This window comes from Streptomyces sp. NPDC030809 (assembly GCF_055572195.1).
On the sequence record NZ_JBVIDV010000008.1, the window covers coordinates 186,797 to 206,952 of the forward strand.

A 20,156-nucleotide genomic window follows, 5' to 3' on the forward strand; every position below is an offset into this window, starting at 1 on the left:
GTACGGCAGGCCGCTCCAGCCACCGCGCCCGGCCCAGGAGTTCGAGCGTACGCGCTGCCCACCGCGTGAGACCGCGCATCCCCTTCTCCGTCCTGCCGGCCGCGGCGGACGGGGTGGGCGCCAACCGGTCCCGGCCCGCACACCTGCCCGCCGCTGCCGGACCGCCTGCCTGCGGCCCCGTCGCTGCGCCTACCAGGTCACCGGCAGTCCCACCGGCCCGCGGATGAGTACGTCCTTCTGCCAGGCGACCTCACCGGGATCGACTGCAAGCCGTAGGCCCGGCAGCCGCTCGACCAGGGTGGTCAGGAGCAGCTCGGCCTCCAGCCGGGCGAGCAACGGTGCCACGCAGTGGTGGGGGCCGTACCCGAAGGCCAGGTGGGGCGGCCCCTGTCGGCCGATGTCGATGCGGTCCGGCTCGGGGTAGCACGCCTCGTCCCAGTTGGCCGCCACGTACGACACGTACACGGCCTCGCCCCGGCGGATCCGGACCCCGGCCACGTCCACGTCCTCGGTGGCGACGCGCGGCTGCCCGACGCCGTGCTTGTGCGGAATCCAGCGCAGCAGCTCCTCCACGGCCGCCGGCACGGCCCGCAGGTCCGACCGCACGCGGTTCATCAGGCCGTCGTCGCTGAGGAGTACGTACATCATGTTCGAGGTGTGATTGCGGACGGCGTGCCAACCGTTCAGCCCCATCAGCACCGCCAGCGCGAGCATTTCCTCTTCCTCGATCCGGCCGCCGGCGACCGCGGCCGCCAACGTGCTCGTGAGATCGTCCTGCGGCCGGGCCCGGCGCTCCCGGGCCAGCTCGCGGAAGAAGGCACGGGCGGCCTCTTTCGCCTGGCGGGCCCGCTCGACGCCTGCCTCGTCCGTCGCCCTCGCCAGCACGGTGTCCGCCCAGACGCGCAGGCGCGGCCGGTCTGCCTCGGGCACGCCCAGCACCGTTCCGATGACGTGCAGGGGGAACGGCGAGGTCACCTCCCGTACGAGGTCCGCGGGCGGCCCTGACGCCACCATGCGGTCGACCAGGCCGTTGAGCACGGCCTGCGCACGCGGCCGCAGCGCCGCCATGCCCGAACGGTTGAACGCCGAGGAGACCACGGAACGGACCCTGGTGTGGTCGGGGGGATCGACGAAGCTGACCGCCCGGTCCAGCGGCACGAGGTACATGTTCATGCCTGGCAGCGGACGGCCGACGATGTCCCGGCTGAACCGGGCGTCCGAGGTGACGAACCGGACCGCGTCGTGCCGCGTCGCCAGCCAGCACTCGCCAGGGGTGCCGTGCAGCAGCCGGACCCGGACGACCGGCGCTTCCCGCAGTGCCTTGCGCAGGAACGGGTCGAACTCCAGCGCCGCCAGATCGGCGGCCTCGTACACCGGGGGAGCAGTGTGCTGCATCACCGACTCCTCTCCGGCCGGTCGTGGCGCAGCGGGGTGAGCTGCTCGATGTCGTAGCGGCGGCGCAGCGCCGCGATGGCGTCGTCCTCGGGGGGCCCGCCGGCGGACAGGATGTCCATGAGCTCTTCGAAATACCGCTCGTGGTCCGGCGGCGGGGCCGACTGGAAGAACATCCGCGCCGGGGTCTCGGTGGGATTGGCGAAGGCGTGCGGGCAGCCCGGCGGGACCACGATGACCGTGCCGGGTGTGGCGCGGACCACACGTTCTCCCTGCGGGGACCGCCACCCGCGCCAGCAGTCGGGAGTCCGCACGCGCGGCTCGAACGCGAGGACGTCGAGTTCCCCTTCGAGAACGTAGAAGAGCTCCTCGCTGCGGGTGTGGACGTGAGCGCCGACGTCGAATCCGGGCGGCACGACGACCTCGAAGCTCGATGCGGTGCGCGACTGCGCGCCGGTCACCTTGAACGTCACCTGCTGTGCGGCGGTACGCAGCGCGCGGCCGGCGCCGGGCGGCACGATCAGGCCGCCGGCCGGTCGCGGGGCGGTGCAGGATGTGGCGTCAGTGGGCGTGGCGCCTGCTTCGGACATGGTCACGGCGTACGGCTCCAGCGGCCCAATGCCATCTCGGCGGTGACGCCCGGCCCGAATCCGGCCAGCAGGCCGCACGCCCGGTCTGCGGCACCGCCCTCGTCGAACAGCCGGCGCAGCGCGTCCAGCACGACGACGCTCGCCACGTTCCCGTACTCGGTGAGCGTGGCCCGGCTGAATCTGAAGGAGTCCGGGGGCACGCCGAGGAACTTGCCGAGGTCGTCGAGGATCCGCGGCCCTCCGGCGTGCACGATGTAGAAATCGATCAGGCGGAGCACGAGGCCCAGTTGGGGATGACCGGCATGGCGCGAGCGCGCGAACTCAAGCGTCTCCTCCCTGGTGATGACGTACTCCGGAACCGACACGGCAGGCTGGCACAACGTCGCCACGCAACACCCTTTCCCCCACGGGCCCAGCGCCCGGTCCGACCCACTCGCTGAGTAACGATCACCTTCGGCATGCGTCACCGCAGCCGGCAGCGCTCGACGTCCCGGCACCTACGGACCGCGGCGCGCGCGAGCAGTTCTCGACCCGGGGGAGGGACCACGCGAAGTGCCGCGATCCGGGGTCTGGTTGAGGGCCCGGCTCCGCGGTGTGCGGGGCCGGGCCCTTCGGTGGTGTGTGGCCTCGGGCTCAGGTCGTCGTGCTCAGATCACCGCACGAGCCGGTAGGCGTCGGTGATCGTCTGCCGGGCCGTGTTGCCCTGCTTGTCCTTCAGGTCCACCCGGAAGGAGACGCCTCCCGCGGTCGCGGGGTGCTTGACGGTCGCCGAGCGGGCCCCCGTCGCGTCGGTGGTCACCCTCAGCGGCTGCCAGGTGCGGCCGCCGTCGTACGAGACGTGCACGGTGAGCGCGGCGAGCTGTCCGGGCGCGGCGGCGGCACCGGCCACGTGCAGCGGCAGCTTCAGGGTGCTGCCGGTCTTCGCCGTCCCGTTCAGGGTGAGCTGCGGGGAGAGCCGTACGGTCGACAGGGGGAGCCGGAGGCCCTGGTCGGGGGCCTTGGCCGAGGTGAACGTCCAGACCCCGGTCACCTTCGTGCTGGTGGTGGTGTCCTTGGTGGACCGGGTCGCCTCCTTGGTCAGCTTGTAGACGGCGGAGGCGGCCGGGACCTCGGTGGTGAGCCACTCGCTGGGGCCCGTCTGCGCGAGGATCCGCCCGCCGGATTCCAGCCGGGTGAAGCCCCCGGCCAGGACGGGCTCGCCCGCGTGACCGGCGCCGTCGACGAACAGCAGCACGTTGGTGTCGAGGGTGTTGCCGTAGCGGTTGGCCCCCTGCCGGTCGGGGGTGGCGGCCAGGTCGGGGCCGATCACGCCCTTGTTGAACTCCAGGGTGTAGCGCCCGGCCGGCTTGTAGGACACGGGCCCCTCGTTGTAGATGACCCGCGCCTCGCCCTGCGGGTCGGCCTGGGTGACCGTCCAGTTCCAGTGCACGCCGGTCGTGCTCATGTACTGGGTGCCGGCCAGCGGCAGGGCCCGCTGCATCGTGGCGATCGGGCCGGCGCTGAAACCGTCCGGTGTCGAGGCGGTGATCTGCACCAGGCCCGTGGTGCCGGGGACGGACGCCCCAAAGCCGAACTTCAGCTCGGCGAGGTCGGCGTGCGCGACCGTGCGGGTGAGGCCGGTGAACCAGCTGCCGGTGCGGTGGAAGGCGAGCCGGTAGTCGGTGGTGGGCGCGGCGGGCGACCGCCAGACGCCGGACAGCTGCGACTGCATGCCGTCGCCGGCGGCCTGGCCGAGCCCGGCGGTGCGGAACTGCGTCGTGCCGTCGAACACCCAACTGCCGCTCACGAGGGCGTTCTTGTCGTAGTACCCGACCGTGGCGCTGACCAGCTTGGCGTTGCGGTCGGGGGCGGTGACGGCGAACGGCTTGGCCGCGCGGGCATCGAGGGTGACGGTGCTCTTCGCGGCCACCTTCAGGGCCGGCTGGACGAAGACCGCCATGCGGTTCCCGCCGCCCGGGCTCATGACCTGGCCTTCCAGCTGGTAGTCGCCCTTGGGCAGGCGCAGGACGGCCGTGCCGGACTCCTTGTACGGCACCGCCAGACGGTCCTGCCCTTCGCTGCCCGCCTTGGTCAGCTGGGTGGAGTAGTTGGAAGCGGCCCTGCCGGCGTCGTCGAGGTGCCGCACGGTCACGTCGTACGACTCGACCTCGCGCAGGACGGCCAGGCCGGTCCGTACGGACTGACCGCCGCCGGACGCCAGTACGGTGCCGCCGAAGGAGCCGTCCTTGGTGCCCTTGCGGGTGTCGACGGTGACGGTGGTCTTCGCGGTGCCGCCGGCCGGGACGGTGAGCTTGGCGTCCTTGACGGTGAACATCCCGGCGGGGGCCGGGCGGCCCGCCGCGTCGGTTCCGGCCGCGGTCAGGGCGAGGGTGACGGCCCTGGTGCCCTGGTTGCGGTAGGTGAGGGTCTTGGCCACCGGCTTGTCGTCGGCGTGCGGCCACAGCTGGGTGCCGAAGTCGAGCGAGCCGGGCTCGGAGACGACGGAGGCGGTCCGCGCACAGTTCAGGTCGACCCGGCCGGCACCCTGCTGATGGGCGTTCAGCTCGGGGCGCGGCGCGGCCGAACCGGTCAGCAGGGACTTGAGGCGGGCGCCGCTCCAGCCGGGATGCTGCTGGAGCAGCAGGGCGGCCGCGCCCGCCACGTGCGGGGTGGCCATGGAGGTGCCGGACATGGCGACGTAGCCGTTGCCGCCGGTCGCTCCGCCCTGGGTGCTGGCGGCGGCGACGATGTCGACGCCCGGGGCGGTGAGGTCGGGCTTGGACAGGCCGGCGGCCGTCGGACCCCGGCTGGAGAAGTCCGCGATCCGGTCCTGCTTGTCCACCGCGCCGACGGTCAGTGCCGCCGGGGCGCTGCCGGGGGAGGTGACCGTGCCGGGCTTGGGGCCCTCGTTGCCGGCCGCGATCACGAACAGGGCCTTGGCGGACAGTTTGGCGACCGCCGCCTCCATCGGGTCGACCTCGGGTCCGTCGCCGGCGACGATGCTCATGTTGACGATCTGCGCGCCCTGGTCGGTGGCCCACTGCATACCGGCGACGATCTCGGACTCGCTGCCGTGGCCGTCGTCGCCGAGGACCTTTCCGTCCAGCAGCCGGGCGCCGGGGGCGACGCCCTTGTACCTGCCGCCCGACTTGGCACCCGAGCCGGCGACGGTGGAGGCCACGTGCGTGCCGTGGCCGTGCCGGTCCTTGCTGTCGGGTGAGCTGCTGAAGTTCTTCTCGGCCACCTCCACGCCCTTGAGGTCGGGGTGGGTCTGGTCGACACCGGTGTCCAGCACCGCGACCTTGACGCCCTTTCCGGTGTAGCCGGACTGCCACATGGTGGGCGCGCCGATCTGCGCGACGCTCTTGTCCAGGGCCGCGCGGACCCTGCCGTCCAGCCACAGTCGTGCGACGGGCGCCGCGGACCGGGCCGCGGCCCCGGCGGGAGCACGGCCCACCAGCTGCGACCACAGTTCCCGGGCAACGGACTTGGGCGATTCGAGCGCCTCCCCGTCGACGGCGGGCAGCGCCCGCCGGTCTCGCGCGGAGTCGGCCAGCGCCTCGCCGAAGGCACTGGGGACCCTGGCCCCGGCGCCGTCCCGGCGGTACGACACGATCAGCGGCAGGGTTCCGCGGCGCGCATCGTCGTACCCGGCCGAGACCAGCCCGGCGACGTCGAACAGCCGCCGGTCCAGTACCCCTTCGTCCAGCAGGCGCAGCGCGTCCTGCGGGATGACGTACGTGTGCCCGGGCGTTCGCCGGATCGAAACCGGCGTGCCCTCACGGCCCTTGGCGCGGTCGATCCGCACGACCGACCCGTCCGCGGCCACGGCCACCCGGTCACCGGTGACCAGTGTGACGGTCGCCGCCGGGGCCGGTTCCTTCTTCCCCCGGTGGGCGGCGGGCCCAGCCGCCGGCGGCTGCCCCGCGGCGGCCGCCGTTCCCGCGATCAGCGACGCCGCCACTGCCGCGGCGAGCGCCGCCGTCCTCACTTTCGACACAGGTACCACCTGTGATCCCCCGCTCTCATGCGCATGCCAAGACTTCCCCCCGTATCACGCGGCCCGAGCACCTTCGGTTCTGCCGTGCGGCAATTTTGTGGATCATGGGACGCCCCCGCCTCGCAACCGTCGGCCCACCCTTCGGCCATGCGCGGACAGGCTCCTCGACCCCTGGACGCCGGCCCTGCTCACGCTGGTCGCTTCCGCCGCTCGGTCCGCAGCCGCACACGGCCGTCCGATCGGCGTGTGCGGTGAGGCGGCCGCCGCCCCGGCGCTCGCCCTGGTGCTGGTCGGCCTCGGCATCACCAGCCTGTCGGCCGCGCCCGCCTCGCTCCCCGAGGTACGGGCGGCACTGGCCGCGCACACCCTCGCGGAGTGCCGCGAACTCGCCGAACCGGCTCTGCTCGCCGACGACGCCGCCGACGCCCGTGCCAAGGTCCGGTCGAGGGCCGCGGGAGGCGGATGGGCAGCGCCGCGCCCCCCAGGGCGCCCCGCGGCGGCAACGACGACGGCCGCGGGCCCGGCCCGGCAGCCGACGACCTTCCGGTCGTCGCGCATGCCCCGGAGCATCCGGCGACACGATCGGCGCTTTTGAGTACGCGACGTGTCCGATATGTGATGCGATGTATTGGTATTGGGTGTTCTGGGTGCTGGAGGTGCACGGTGGGTGAGCAGGATCTCAAGGCGAGGTTCGAGGAGTTCCCGGCGGGGATCCGGGACAAGGTGGAGGCGGCGTTGACCGACGCGTCCGTCGCGTTCAAGATCCGGGTCGGCCAGATGTTGACCAGCGCGGAGGAACGCGACGAGCACGCGGTGTCGACCGCCGGCCGGGTGGGCGCCAAGAGCGGTGAGGTGTCGGAGCTGACGACCATCCTGCCGCTGAAGCCGGGCGGCGCCGATCGGCTGCGCAAGTTCTTCAAGCTGATCGACGGGAACCTGGTGGGCGCCGGGCAGGTCGGCACGCTGCACAACATGCGTTTCGTGTTCCTGGACAACGACACCGGCCTGCTGTTCGCCACCGCCTACGACGGCGAGTGGGACGCCTACATCGACGACTTCGCCACCAAGATCCCCGACATGATGGACTACCTGTTCAGCAACGTCGAGGGTTGGCCGGGCATCGCCTCGCCCGAGGTCAAGGACTTCATCGTCAAGCACCAGATCCCGGCGGAGGCGTGGTTCGTGGCGCATCCCACCCTCACCGTCTCCGAGGGCAGGCGGCTCAAGCGGCAGGACGCGGCCGTGCAGAAGTTCGTCACCGAGCTCAACTGAGGACGATCCGGTGAATCTGTTCCAGCGGATCGTCCGGCGGCCGAGCCTGGATCTGGATGACATTCAGGGCGTCATTCTGCGGGCCCGGCCCGAGCCGTACGTCGGGACGCACGCGGTCCTGGAGATCACCGAGGCCGCGGCGGGCAAGGAGGCCCTGCGCCGGCTGGCGCCCCAGGTGGCCACGGCCGCCGGCTGGGACGAGCCGCGGCAGGCGTGGCTTTCGCTGGCCCTCAGCTACCAGGGACTGGTCGCGCTGGGTCTGCCGGAGGAATCGCTGGCCTCCTTCCCCGCCCACTTCCGTGCCGGGATGGCGGCTCGCGCCGAACGATTGCGGGACACGGGGCCGAACGCCCCGCGTGGCTGGGAGCAGCCCTTCGGAACGGGACGCGTGCATCTGGCCGTCAGTATCTACGCCCATTCCGAGGCCGACTGGCATGCCGAGACCGCCGCCTACGAGGAGCGCCTCCGCGGACTGCCCGGCATCAGGCTGCTCGGCCGCCAGGACTTCGGGGCCGACGGCTTCAACGTGTTCGGCTACCGCGATGGATTCTCCCAGCCGGTGGTCGAGGGAAGCGGTGCCGAGCCGCTGCCGGGCGACGGGCGAGCGATCAGGGCCGGAGAGTTCCTCCTGGGCCATCCCAGCGAATCCGGGCACCCGCTGCCGATGCCGTACCCGGACGTCCTGGGCCGCAACGGCACCTACCTGGTGTTCCGCAAGTACCACTCGCATGTCGCCGCATTCAACCGCTACGTGCACGACAACGGCAGGACCGAGGCCGAGCGCGAGCTGCTGGCGGCCAAACTCGTCGGACGCTGGCGCAGTGGCGCCCCCCTGGCGCTCGCACCGGCTCATGACGACGCCGCACTGGGCGCTGACCCGCAGCGGATCAACGACTTCGACTACGCCGATGACCCGCGCGGTCTTCACACGCCGTTGGGCTCCCACATCCGCCGCATGAACCCGCGCGGTACCAAGATGGAGATCCTCAGCGACCCCAACATCCGCCGCATCATCCGGCGCGGCACCTCCTACGGCAGCCCCGTGCCGCCATCGGTCCTGTCCGACGACGGCCAGCCGCGCGGCCTGGACTTCATCGCCCTGGGCGCCCGCGCCGTCGACACCGTCGAGTTCCTGCAGAGCGAATGGATCAACTCGGGGAGCTTCATGGGCCTGGGCAAGGAGAAGGACCCGATGCTCGGAGTCCAGGACAAAGGCGCCTACTTCACCGTGCCGGGAGCGCCGCCGCGCCGCGTCCACGACATCCGCACCTTCAACAGCCTGCGAGGCGGCGAATACCTGTTCGTGCCCAGTCTGTCGGCCATCCGCTGGCTCGCCGGCTGACCGCCGACCACCGGGAGACGTACGTGACCCCAGCGAACAGAACCTACGTCCGGTATTCCGACGATGTCGAGCAGCCCCATCCCGGCGAAGACGAACTCATCCGGCAGGTCGTCGGGGCGATGGCAAACGCCAACCGGCAAGTCGCCGACAAGCACCGGCATGGTCTGCGCGACGCGCACGCCAAGAGCCACGGCGTCCTCGCCGGCGAACTGCGCATCCACTCCGATCTCCCCGCCCACCTGGCCCAGGGCCTCTTCGCCGAACCGGCCGCCTACCCGGTGATCGTCCGCTTCTCCTCCGCCCCCGGCGACCTGCGCTCCGACCAGGTACCCGTCCAGCGCGGCATCGCGATCAAGGTCATCGGCGCCCCCGGCCCCCGCGCCCTCGACGACGGCCACACCACCCAGGACTTCCTCCTCGTCAACCACCCCACACTCCCCTTCGGGAACGTCGCCGAATACGCCAAACTCCAGGACCTGCTGGAAAAGCAGCCCCGCCAGAGCGACCAGCAGCTCCGGCTCAGCGGGCTCGTCGCCCGCGCCGCGGCCAAGGCCCTCACCCGCGCGGGACGCCCGCTCCCACCGGCCGTCGAGACCCTGGCCGCCGCCAACCACCACATCCTCGGCGAGACCTTCCACTCCATGGCCGCATTGCGCTACGGCGACCACCTCGCCAAGATCTCGGCCGCGCCGCGCTCCGCGAACGTACGGGCCCTCACCGGCCGACCTGTGGAGAAGAAGGCCGGCGAGTCGGCGCTGCGCGACCTCGTCGTCGACTTCTTCGCGCACAACAGCGCCGAGTACGACATCCGCGCCCAGCTGTGCACGGACATCGACCGCATGCCCGTGGAGGACGCGTCGGTCCTGTGGCCCGAGGAGCTGTCACCCCACGAAGTCGTGGCCGTGCTCCACCTGCCCGCCCAGGACGCCTACAGCGACGCCCGCCGCCGCTACGCGGACGACGTCCTGTCCTTCAGCCCGTGGCACGCCCTGGAGGCCCACCGTCCGCTGGGCTCCATCATGCGCTCCCGCCGCGCCGCCTATCCCAGCTCCAGCGACTTCCGCCACCGCCTCAACGGGGTCGCCCCCCAGGAGCCGGCGAGCATCGACGAGCTTCCCGCCTGACCGGGCAGGCCGATCCACGGATGCGGCCACGGATCGGCGGGAACCCACGTGTCAGAATGGCTGTGCCCGTTCTTCGTCCGGTTGCCATCAGCGAGGTCCTTCCGTGTCCCAGCCCGTCGGCCGTGTACCGCAGCGACGCAACGCACGGTCCAACCGGGCGCGCATCCTGGCGACCGCACGCCAGGAGCTCGGGCGGAACCCCGATACCACTCTGGAGGAGCTGGCGCGGGCCTCCGGTGTCGTCAGGCGCACTCTTTTCGGGCACTTCCCCGGCCGGGCGGCGCTCCTGGAGGCGCTGGCCGAGGAGGCCGCCGAGGCTCTCCAGTCCGCCGCGGCGGCCGGGGTGACGGCGGCGGACCCGGCCGAGCGGGCACTCGCGCGCTTCTCGTTGGCGATGTGGCCGGTGGGCGACCGGTACCGGATGCTCCTGGCGTTGGCCCAGCGGGATCTGGGCAGGGAACGGGTCGGTGAGATCCTCCAGCCCGCCCGGGTCAGGGTCACGGCCATTCTGGAACGGGGGCAGCGGGACGGCGTCTTCCACTCCCACCTGCCGCCCGCGGTCATGGGTGCCGGCCTGGAGGCCATGACGGTCGCCCTGCTGGAAGAGGTCAACACCGGCGCGCTGGAGGACGACGGGACGCGTACGGCCGTCGCCACGCTCATCGCGGCCGGCGTGCCGGAGAGCCAGGCGCGCGTCGTAGTCGACGACGTGGCTGCCGCGGTCGCGGCGGAGGCCGTCGCCGACAGCTGAGTGGCGACACGGCTGTTGACGCAGAGGCCGAACAGACCCCGGTGCGAAGGCACCGGGGTCTTGTCGCGTGTGCCCCCGCCTCCGACGTTGTGGTGGCATCGCATCAACAAGAAGGGACGGTGCCGGGTGTCTTCTTCCGGCACCGCCCGGGGCCGTGCGCCGCTCAGGCACGGCCCGATGGGGGGGAGGAGGCCGGATCGAGGCCCCGGCCGGTCGGCGCTCATGGGGCGCGCCGGGCCCGTGGGGCTCAGGCGGCGCCCACGGTCTCGGCCTCCGCCGTCACCGCCTCCTCCCGGCGGTGCTTCACGGTCGCCTTGCGGCCGGGCAGCACGGCGATGACGATCAGGGTGCCGGCGCCCATGACGACCGCGCCGATGAGGCTGGTGTGCGCGATGGCGTGGGCGAAGGACTCGTGCACGGCCTCGATCAGGGTCTGGGCCTGCTGGGGTCCACCGCCCGGGGTCTTGGCGATGTGCTCGGCGACCGCGAGGCCGCCGCCTACCGAGTCCTTGGCGGTGTCCATCGCCTCGGCCGGGAGGCGGCCGCCGACCACGGCGGTCAGCTTGTCCTTGTAGGACGTGGCGAGGAGCGAGCCGAGCACGGCGATCCCCAGCGCGCAGCCGAGTTCCAGCGCGGTGTCGTTGGCGCCGCCGCCGACGCCCAGCTCGGACTCGGGGAAGGAGCCCATGATGGTGTCGGTGGCCGGGGACAGGCTCAGGCCGATCGCGAAGCCGAGCATCAGCAGGGGCGTCAGGAAGTCCGAGTAGGTCGAGCCCGACTCGATCTGCGTGAGCAGGAAGACACCCGCCGTTCCGATCACCATGCCGGCGCCCACGACCGGCTTCACGCCCAGCTTCGGGGCCAGCTTGCCGGTGGCGGCGGCGCCGACGAAGACGGCTCCGGCGAGCGGCAGAAGGCGTATGCCGGTCTCCAGGGCGTCGTAGCCGAGAACGAACTGCAGGAACTGGGTGGAGTAGTAGATCGAACCGAAGGTGCCGAAGAAGAAGAACAGCACCGCGAGCATCGAGCCGCTGAAGGGCCGCTCCTTGAACCTGCGCACGTCCAGCATCGGGTTCGGATGCCTCAACTCCCAGGCCACGAAGGCCGGCAGGCCGGCAGCGGCCACGACGGCCGCGGTGATCGGGCCGGCGCCCCAACCGAAATGCGGGCCCTCGATGGTCGCGTAGACCAGGCTGCCGATGAAGACGATCGAGAGCAGTCCGCCGACGTAGTCGATCCGGCCCATGCCCTCGGCCTTGGACGGCGGCACCAGGAGCAGTGTGCCGACGATGCCGAGGACCGCGATGGGGACGTTCATGAGGAAGGTGGAACCCCAGGCGTGCTCCTCCAGGAGCCAGCCGGCGGCCACCGGGCCGGCGGCGATGGCGAGACCGGACGTGGCGCTCCAGGCGGTGATGGCCTTGGCGCGCTCCGCCCTGGGGAAGATCGCGACCAGCAGCGACAGCGTGGCCGGCATGACGACGGCGGCGCCGACGCCCATGATCGCGCGGGCGATGACGACCAGGTTGGTCTCGTCGACCAGGCCGCCCATCACCGAACCGCCCGCGAAGATCAGCAGGCCCAGGATGAGTGCGCCGCGGCGGCTGTACTTGTCGCCGACCGCGCCCAGGACGAGCATCAGTGCGGCGTACGGGACGGTGTAGCCGTCGATGACCCACTGCAGGTCACTGCTGGACAGGCCCAGGTCCTTGGTCAGCTCCGGCGCGGCCACGACGAGCGACGTGTTCGCCATGACGACGATCAACAGGCTCAGGCAGAGCACCAGCAGGGCCCACCAGCGCCGTGGATAGGGCCCGGTCGTCTTCTCGGCGGGTGTGTTCGCAAAGAGCGGCATCGAGAACTCCTCGGGGGAGGCGAAGCGGAGGCTTCGGGTCCGTGGATGGGGGTGGAGGGCGGGCGCGGCCGTGGGCCGGCGGGGCAAGCAGTTAATTGCCCACTGATGTGCAGGTTAATTTATTGCCCATGAGTGTGCAACTACTGGGTCCCATGCCTCATCGACCGGAGGTTCCGACGTGACCCGCGCGCACGTCGCCGACGCCTCGGGGCAACCGGATCCGCGGGTGGGGGAGGCCTGGCGGAGGTGGTGCCGCGCCGGCGCTCCGGCGGGCCTCTGCGCCACCGTGGCTCCCGCGGTGGCGGCCGTCGGCGCACCTGGTCCGCTTCGCGGGTGGCGCGTCTGGGGATCCCCGCTCTGCACGGCGGGGAGGACGTCAGTCGTCTCGTTGCCGAGCGGTCGCGTCGCTGTCGACCGTGCCGCGCTGCTTGCGCGGAAAGCCGTACGGCAAAGCCGTGCCGGGACGGCGGGGGAGCCGCGGAGCGGTGTTCGGCGCACGTTGGAGGCTTCGGCCCGGACGGTCCGAGGCCTCGGGCGGGGCCGCCGGAGCCGCCCCGTCGGGTCGCTGCGACCGCGTTCCTGTTACGTCCGGGCGCGCCGTGCGCTGCGGGGCGAGGGCGGACGCCGGTGGGCGGTCAGGCGAGGTCGGGGAGGGGGCGCCGGGCGACCTCGTGGGCGTCGTCCGGCGGTACGCCCAGCATGCGCAGGACCATCTCGGCGAGGTTCACCGCGGCGTCGTCGCCGTCCACCTCGGGGCGGGCGAATCGCAGCTCCACCAGGGACAGCAGGGTTCCACCCAGGGCGGACAGGGCCACTGTCGGGTCGCTGACGGTGAAGCGGCCGGAGGCCGTGCCGACCTGGACGTCCCGGAGGGCTCGCCGGGTCAGGCCGTTGTCCGCGTGGATGTGGCCCAGGCCGCGGCGGCGCAGCACCTGCATCAGCTCCGGGTGCGACTCGGCCATGCGGGCGCTGAGCCGGAAGCCCGCCGCGACGAGCTCCGCGGGGTCGTCGATGCCGGCCAGGTGCTCGTCGAAGGTCCGGCCGAACTCCTCCAGCGCGTCCTGCACCGCGGCCTCGAACAGCTCCGCCTTCGAGTCGAAGTGGTTGTAGAACGAGCCGAAGCCGACATCGGCGCGCTCCGCGATCACCTGGATGCTGACGCTGGTGTCCCCGGCCTCGGCGAGTATCCGGCGGGCCGCGCGGACGAGGGCTCCGCGGGTCTCGGCGCGTCGCCGCTCGAACCGGTTGCTGGGCGGGGCGGACGTAGGCATACGCAGAGTCTATCCGTGGAGACGATGACCATCGCAGTCCTGATGAATTCATCATCTCTCGCCGCGAGCACCTTGACGATGGAACTCTCACACTTGATGATTTCATCATTACGCCTATGTTGCTTGGAGGACACCATGTCCGAAGCCCGCATCGAAGCAGTCGGCGTCCCGGGCGTCAGGACGGCCCACCAGGACCTCCACAGCGCGCAGGGAGCCCTGCGCGGCGAACATCCCGGGCGGTCCCGCAATCCCGTGATCAAGGCGGCCGACCTGGCATGGCTGGAGTTCGAGAAGCCCGACCTGGACCGGGCCGAGGTCTTCGCCCGGGACTTCGGCTTCGCCATCGCCGCCCGGAGCGAAGGCGAACTGTGGCTGCGGGGCACCTTCGCCGGCCCGCCGTGCATGGTGATCCGGCGCGGCCGGACCTCCCGTTTCATCGGCCCGGCGTTCCGCGCCGCCGAGCGGGCCGACCTGGACCGGCTGGCCCGCGCCACGGGCACGTCCGTACGGGACGCGGACGTGCCCGGCGGCGGCAAGGCGGTCGACCTGCTCGACCCCTCCGGCTTCCCGGTCCGGGTCGTGCACTGCGCGGAGGAACTGCCGGCACTGCCCGAGCAGCAGCCGCTGCTGCTCAACTTCGGCACCGATCACCATCGGACGAACGTCACCCAGCGCCCGCCGCGTGAACCCTCCCGCATCCAGCGCCTGGGCCATGTGGTCCTGGAGACAAGGGTGTTCGGGCGCGCCCTGGACTGGTACCTGGACACCCTCGGGATGATCGTGTCCGACTTCCTGTTCCTGGACGGCCAGCGCGGCCGAGGCCCGACGATGGCGTTCATCCGCTGCGACCAGGGCAGCCGGGCCGTCGACCACCACACACTGGCCATGCACCTGGGCCCGGGCAACGGCTACGTCCACTCCGCCTACCAGGTGACCGACCTCGACTCGATTGCCGCGGGCGGCGAGTACCTGGCCGAGCGCGGCTACCAGCGCAGCTGGGGCATCGGCCGGCACATCCAGGGCAGCCAGCTCTTCGACTACTGGCGCGACCCCGACCGCCTCATGCTCGAGCACTTCGCCGACGGCGACCTGTTCTCCTGCGACCTGGAGCCCGGCTGGGCACCCATGTCCACCACCGGCCTCGCCCAGTGGGGACCTCCTGCCACCCGCGACTTCCTCGGCGCGAGCCCCTCCCCGCAGCGGGTCCGTGACGTCATCGAAGCCCTGCGAGGCGACAACGAGATGGATCCGGCACGCCTGCTGGGCCTGCTCAAAGCCGCCAGGTCCTGAAACCCGACCCCCACACGAAGGTACCGACATGAGCACCAACGTCCTGCGCACCGCCGAGGGATGGTGGGTCCTCCTTCCCCAAGCCCTCGACACCGCTCGAGCAGGGAAGACCCCATGCGACCGCGCCGTCCCCGTCGCCACCAAGGCCGTCACCACCGCCGAGCTGATCGCCGACCGGGCTGCCGTGCGCGAGGCCGCCCTCTCCGGGGAGGCGGGCACGCCCGTCGCCGACCTGGTCGCCCTCTCGCCGGTCACCACCCCCTGCCGCGTGGTCGCCCAGATGGTCAACTACCGCAGCCACGCCCGCGACTCGGGCTTCACCGGCGAGATCCCGCCCGCCTTCTTCCGCAAGGCGTCCGGTTCGGTCAGCGGTCCGGGCGAGGCCGTCGTCCGCCCCTCGCACGTGAAGTTCCTCGACTACGAGATCGAACTCGGGCTCGTCATGGGCGCGCCCCTGCCCGTCGGCACCGTGGTCGAGGAGCGCGACCTGCCGTCGTACGTCGCCGGGCTGGTGATCACGAACGACGTCAGCGCCCGTGAGGTGCAGCTGACCAAGACGCAGTTCTACGAGAGCAAGTCGTACCCGACCTTCACACCGACCGGGCCCTACCTGGCGCTGCTGGAGCCCGAGGACTTCACCCACCTCCTCGACCTGCGGCTGCGGCTGTCGGTCAACGGCGAACTGCGCCAGGACCGCACCCTCGCCGACATGATCGTCCGCCCGGCGCAGGCGCTGACCCTGCTGGCCCGCTTCCAGACCCTCGACCCCGGCGACCTGCTGCTCACCGGAACCCCCGGCGGCACCGCCCTGAAGGCCCCGCCCAAGGCGGTCGAGAAGATCGGCGCGCTGCTGCCGCCCGCCGTGAAGTGGAAGGCGTTCTTCAAGAGCCAGGCGCGCAACCCGCACTACCTGCACACCGGGGACGTGATCACGGCGACGATCTCGACCCCGGACGGGCGGATCGACCTCGGCGAGCAGCGCACGCCCGTCACGGACGCCGAGGGCACCCCCTGCTCGAAGAGCTCGGGGGAAGGACCCGAGGTGAGCCGCACATGACCGCCGACCAGGCCGGACCCCGGGACACCGCACCCGGGCCCGCGCAGCCGGACCCCGCACCCGTCGTGATCATCGGCGCCGGACCGGTGGGCGTGACCGCCGCCCTCCTCCTCGCCCGGCGCGGTATCCGCACCCTCGTCCTGGAACGCCACCAGGAGGTCTACCCGCTCCCGCGTGCCGTCGCCACCGACGACGAGGTGCGCCGCATCCTCCAGGCCGCAGGCGTGGGCGAGGAGTTCGCCGCGATCGCCCGCCCCGCGAACGGACTCCGGCTGCTGGACGCCCGCCACCGGGTCATGGCCGAGTTCCGGCGCACCGAGCACGGCCATCACGGCTACCCGCAGACCAGCATGTTCGACCAGCCCGAGCTGGAACGACTGCTGCGCGACGCCCTCGCCCAGCGCCCGGAGTGCGAGCTGCGGGGCGGTGTCGAGGTCACCGGCATCGTCCCGGACACCACCGGCCCCGTGCGCGTGACCTACCGCGACGAGGAAGGCGAGCACCACCTCCGGGCCGAGGCGGTCCTCGGCTGCGACGGCGCGGGCAGCCTCACCCGTGCCGCCATCGGCGCCGCATGGGAGGACCTGCGCTTCGAGGAGCGCTGGACCGTCATCGACGTCCGCACGAAGGCCGACGTCCGCTGCTGGGAAGGCGTCGACCAGGTCTGCGACCCGCACCGGCCGGCGACGTTCATGCGCGTCGGCGAGGACCGCTACCGCTGGGAGTTCCGCCTGCACGACGGGCAGCGACCGGTCCGCGAACTGATCGCACCGTGGCTGTCGCCCTCGTACGACGGGGACTTCGACGTCGTACGCGAGACGCAGTACACCTTCCGGGCGCGGGTGGCCGACCGGTGGCGCAGCGGACGGATCTTCCTCCTCGGCGACGCCGCCCACCTCACCCCGCCGTTCATCGGGCAGGGACTGTGCTCGGGCCTGCGCGATGCCCACAACCTCACCTGGAAACTGGCCCGCGTGCTGGGCCAGGGCGGCGACGAACGGCTGCTGGACACCTACGAGAGCGAGCGCAAGCCGCACGCACGGCACGCCATCCGGCTCGCGGTCGCCATGGGCTGGGCCATGACCGGCGGCCAGGACGGCGCCGCCGCACTGCGCCGCAGGATCCTGGCAGCGGCCTGCCGCGTACCCGGCCTCACCGCGGCGGCGGGCCGCGACCTCAGCCCGCCCCTGACCGCCGGGCCCCTCGTCCGGCGCCGTATGCGCAGAAGCCTCGCAGGCACCCACTGCCCCCAGCCATGGGTCGTGGGACTCGACGGCCGGCGCTCCCGTCTCGACGACCTGCTCGGCGACGGCTTCACCGTCCTGACCGCCACCGAACCCCCGCCCTCGCTGCGCGCCCTCGCCCGCGGACTCGGCGTCCCGGCGATCCCCGTCACCGACCTCCGTGACGACGGCACCCTCGCCGCCTGGCTGCGCGCCGGCCGGTCGGACGCCGTCCTGCTGCGCCCCGACCGCGTCGTCATCGACCGCGTCCCGGCCGGGAGGCACGACTTCACGGACACCGCCGCCTGGGCATCCCTCCTGCACACCACGCGCAGCCCCCACCCTTCCCCACGGACCGTCGAGCAGAGCCTGCCGAGGAGTGCCCCACGATGACCAGGCCGTACCCGCAACCCTTCACGACGCCCGATCCGCAGGCCGTCGCCGACAGCCGGATCATGGACTTCGCCCGCCACGCCGGGCTCGACGGGACCGACTACGCCGCCCTGCACCGCTGGTCGGTCACCGACCTGGAAGGCTTCTGGGCCGCGGTCTGGGAGTACTTCGACATCGACGCGGACTCCCCGTACGAGCAGGTGCTGGCCGAGGAGCGGATGCCGGGCGCCCGCTGGTTCCCCGGCGCCACCCTCAACTACACCCACCACGCCCTGCGCAACCTCACCGACGACACCGTGGCGATCATCGCCCTCGACGAGACCGGCTCCGGACACGAGCTGACCGGCAACCGGCTGCGGGCGCAGGTGGCCTCCGTTGCCGCCACCCTGCGCGACCTGGGCGTCGGTACGGGGGACCGGGTCGTGGGCTACCTCCCCAACACCCCGCACGCGATCGTCGCTTTCCTCGCCGCCGCGAGCCTGGGCGCCGTGTGGTCGGTCTGCGGGCAGGACTACGCCCCCAAGGCCGCCGCCGACCGCTTCGCCCAGCTCGAACCCACCGTCCTGATCTCCGCCGACGGCTACCTCTTCAACGGCACCACCCACGACCGCCGCGAGGCCACCCTCGAACTCGCCGGTGAGCTGCCGACGCTGAAGGCGGCGCTGCTCGTGGACCACGTGGGCCTGCCGTGGCCGTCGCACCCGTACCCGACACCGGTGGTGCCGTGGAACGACGCCGCCACCCGCACCGAGGAACTCGTCTGCACGCCGGTGCCGTTCGACCACCCGCTGTGGGTCGTGTTCTCCTCGGGCACCACCGGCCTGCCGAAGGGCATCGTCCACGGCCACGGCGGCGTCCTGCTCGAACACCTCAAGACCCTCGGACTCCACTCCGACCTCGGCCCCGGCGACCGCCTCCTGTGGTACACCACCACCCACTGGATGATGTGGAACCTGGTCGCCTCCACGCTGCTCACCGGCGCCACCCCGTGCACCTACGACGGCAGCCCGGCGCCCTTCGCCAAGCTCGACGTCCTGTGGGAGCTGGCCGCGCGCCACCGGGTGACCGTCTTCGGCACCAGCCCCCAGTACCTGCTGGGCATGGCGAAGTACGGCATGGACCCCTCGGCGCACGACCTGTCCTCGATCCGCGTGGTCGGCTGCACCGGCTCCGCACTGCCCGCCTCCGCCTACCCCTGGGTCCGCCACCACGTCGGCGACCACGTCCTGCTCGCGTCCATCAGCGGCGGCACGGACGTCGTCTCCGGCTTCGCCGGCAGCGCCCCCAACACACCCGTCTGGGCAGGTGAGCTCTCAGCACCCCACCTGGGCGTGGCCCTGGCCGCGTACGACGCCCAGGGCGTCCCGGTCGTGGACCAGGTCGGCGAACTGGTCGTCACCCGCCCGATGCCGTCCATGCCGCTGTCCTTCTGGAACGACCCCGACGGCACCCGGCACCGCGACGCCTACTTCACCTCCTACCCGGGCGTGTGGCGCCACGGCGACTGGATCACCCTCACCCCCCACGGCTCGGTGATCGTCCACGGCCGCTCCGACAGCACCCTCAACCGCAACGGCGTACGCCTGGGCAGCGCCGACATCCACGACGTCGTCGAGCGCCTCCCCGAGATCACCGAGGCCCTTGTCATCGGCGCGGAAGAACCCGACGGCGGCTACTGGATGCCGCTGTTCGTGGTCCTCGCCGCCGACGCGACCCTGGACGACCCGCTCCGCGAGAAGATCAAGGGGGCGATCCGGACCGGCGCCTCACCCCGCCACGTCCCCGACGAGATCCTCGAAGTCCCCGGCATCCCGCACACCCGCACCGGCAAGAAACTCGAAGTCCCCGTCAAACGCCTCCTCCAGGGCGCCCCGGTCGAGCAGGTCGTCAACCCGGCTGCCGTGGACACCCCCGACCTCATCGACTACTTCGCCCGCCTGGGTGCCGAACGCCAGGGCCGGTCGACATGACAACCGCGCAGATCACCCTCGCCGCCCTCCTGACCCTGGTCTTCCTGCCCCTGGGAGCGGCCAAGATCGCCGCAGTGCCGTTCATGCGCCGGGCGGCAGCACACCTCGGCATGTCGCCGGGCCTCTACCGCGTCGTCGGAGCCGCGGAAGTGACGGGAGCCGTCGGGCTGGTGCTCGGACCGGCTTCCGCCCCCCTCGGCGTGGCCGCCGCGATCGGGCTGGCGCTACTCATGACGGCGGCCGCAGTGGTCCACCTGCACCGCGGCGACCCGCCCGCGCGGGCCCTGCCCGCCGCCGCCCTGGCCCTCTCGGCACTGGCGTACGCCGGATTGGCGATCGGCAGTACCGCCTGACGGCCCCGATCTCACCGCTGCCCGCGACCCCCGCGACCCCGAGTCCAGCACCCTCGCCCGCGCACGCCGCGGCCAGAACCTCATACGCGCATCAAGCTGAGCAACCGCCGGTCGTACGGGCGAGCCTCCTGCGCTCTGGTGCGGACGCTGGTCCTTGCCCAGCCCGGCGTGATGCCCCGCCTCTGCCGAACCGAGGGACTGTCGCCGACCCGACTTCGCAGGCGTGCTGACCTGCGAGAGGGCGACGCATACACCCGGACCGGAAGCCACCGAAGTCGGCGGCATGCCGTCGGT

General features: G+C 72.1%; 15 protein-coding genes and 1 pseudogene. 10 read left to right on the forward strand and 6 right to left on the reverse strand.

All coding sequences use genetic code 11. The annotated features are described in order from the left end of the window. Positions 1 to 189: 189 nt before the first annotated feature. The 4 genes and pseudogenes from ACZ407_RS13770 to ACZ407_RS13785 form a co-directional block, all read right to left on the reverse strand. A complete protein-coding gene (locus tag ACZ407_RS13770; protein WP_468128248.1) occupies positions 190 to 1,395 on the reverse strand; it encodes a cytochrome P450 in 1,206 nt (401 codons plus the stop codon). Next, positions 1,395 to 1,982: a cupin domain-containing protein gene (locus ACZ407_RS13775; RefSeq protein ID WP_468128249.1), complete on the reverse strand. Its 588-nt coding sequence runs from the start codon at positions 1,980 to 1,982 to the stop codon at positions 1,395 to 1,397. The genes ACZ407_RS13770 and ACZ407_RS13775 overlap by 1 nt, the downstream gene beginning before the upstream one ends. 2 nt (positions 1,983 to 1,984) lie before the next feature. After that, a pseudogene (locus tag ACZ407_RS13780) lies at positions 1,985 to 2,248 on the reverse strand (3-oxoacyl-[acyl-carrier-protein] synthase III C-terminal domain-containing protein); the annotation flags it as partial. A gap of 386 nt (positions 2,249 to 2,634) precedes the next feature. Then, positions 2,635 to 5,961, reverse strand: a complete 3,327-nt coding sequence (locus tag ACZ407_RS13785; RefSeq protein ID WP_468128250.1) for a S8 family peptidase — start codon at positions 5,959 to 5,961, stop codon at positions 2,635 to 2,637. Positions 5,962 to 6,058: 97 nt separating this feature from the next. Between ACZ407_RS13785 and ACZ407_RS13790 the strand changes: the two genes are divergently transcribed. The 5 genes from ACZ407_RS13790 (at position 6,059) to ACZ407_RS13810 (ending at position 10,450) form a co-directional block, all read left to right on the forward strand. Next, positions 6,059 to 6,556, forward strand: a complete 498-nt coding sequence (locus tag ACZ407_RS13790) for a putative PEP-binding protein (protein ID WP_468128251.1) — start codon at positions 6,059 to 6,061, stop codon at positions 6,554 to 6,556. Positions 6,557 to 6,624: 68 nt separating this feature from the next. Further along, positions 6,625 to 7,233, forward strand: coding sequence for a hypothetical protein (locus tag ACZ407_RS13795; RefSeq protein WP_468128252.1), 609 nt, complete (start codon positions 6,625 to 6,627; stop codon positions 7,231 to 7,233). 10 nt (positions 7,234 to 7,243) lie between these two features. Next, positions 7,244 to 8,575: a Dyp-type peroxidase gene (locus ACZ407_RS13800; protein WP_468128253.1), complete on the forward strand. Its 1,332-nt coding sequence runs from the start codon at positions 7,244 to 7,246 to the stop codon at positions 8,573 to 8,575. 23 nt (positions 8,576 to 8,598) lie between these two features. Next, positions 8,599 to 9,699, forward strand: a complete 1,101-nt coding sequence (locus tag ACZ407_RS13805) for a catalase family protein (RefSeq protein WP_468128254.1) — start codon at positions 8,599 to 8,601, stop codon at positions 9,697 to 9,699. 103 nt (positions 9,700 to 9,802) lie between these two features. Next, on the forward strand, positions 9,803 to 10,450 hold the full coding sequence (locus ACZ407_RS13810) for a TetR/AcrR family transcriptional regulator (protein ID WP_468128255.1): 648 nt from the start codon (positions 9,803 to 9,805) through the stop codon (positions 10,448 to 10,450). Between the two features lie 247 nt (positions 10,451 to 10,697). On the opposite strand, the gene ACZ407_RS13815 is transcribed toward ACZ407_RS13810, so the two are convergent. Beyond that, the gene (locus ACZ407_RS13815; RefSeq protein ID WP_468128256.1) at positions 10,698 to 12,305 is read right to left on the reverse strand and encodes an MFS transporter; all 1,608 of its coding nucleotides are present in this window, start codon (positions 12,303 to 12,305) and stop codon (positions 10,698 to 10,700) included. A gap of 635 nt (positions 12,306 to 12,940) precedes the next feature. Next, entirely contained in the window at positions 12,941 to 13,576 is a 636-nt protein-coding gene (locus ACZ407_RS13820; protein WP_468128257.1) for a TetR/AcrR family transcriptional regulator, read from the reverse strand. A 135-nt stretch (positions 13,577 to 13,711) separates the two neighbouring features. On the opposite strand from ACZ407_RS13820, the gene ACZ407_RS13825 reads away from it, so the two are divergent. The 5 genes from ACZ407_RS13825 to ACZ407_RS13845 are packed head-to-tail and all read left to right on the forward strand — an operon-like array spanning position 13,712 to position 19,862. After that, positions 13,712 to 14,866 (forward strand): VOC family protein, encoded by a 1,155-nt coding sequence (locus tag ACZ407_RS13825; RefSeq protein WP_468128258.1) that lies wholly within the window; start codon positions 13,712 to 13,714, stop codon positions 14,864 to 14,866. 28 nt (positions 14,867 to 14,894) lie between these two features. Continuing rightward, the gene (locus tag ACZ407_RS13830; RefSeq protein ID WP_468128259.1) at positions 14,895 to 15,923 is read left to right on the forward strand and encodes a fumarylacetoacetate hydrolase family protein; all 1,029 of its coding nucleotides are present in this window, start codon (positions 14,895 to 14,897) and stop codon (positions 15,921 to 15,923) included. After that, positions 15,920 to 17,539, forward strand: a complete 1,620-nt coding sequence (gene mhpA, locus ACZ407_RS13835; protein WP_468128260.1) for a bifunctional 3-(3-hydroxy-phenyl)propionate/3-hydroxycinnamic acid hydroxylase MhpA — start codon at positions 15,920 to 15,922, stop codon at positions 17,537 to 17,539. Before ACZ407_RS13830 ends, mhpA begins: the two co-directional genes overlap by 4 nt. Continuing rightward, on the forward strand, positions 17,536 to 19,509 hold the full coding sequence (locus ACZ407_RS13840) for an acetoacetate--CoA ligase (RefSeq protein ID WP_468128261.1): 1,974 nt from the start codon (positions 17,536 to 17,538) through the stop codon (positions 19,507 to 19,509). The genes mhpA and ACZ407_RS13840 overlap by 4 nt, the downstream gene beginning before the upstream one ends. Further along, positions 19,506 to 19,862: a DoxX family protein gene (locus ACZ407_RS13845; RefSeq protein ID WP_468128262.1), complete on the forward strand. Its 357-nt coding sequence runs from the start codon at positions 19,506 to 19,508 to the stop codon at positions 19,860 to 19,862. Before ACZ407_RS13840 ends, ACZ407_RS13845 begins: the two co-directional genes overlap by 4 nt. Positions 19,863 to 20,156: the final 294 nt, after the last annotated feature.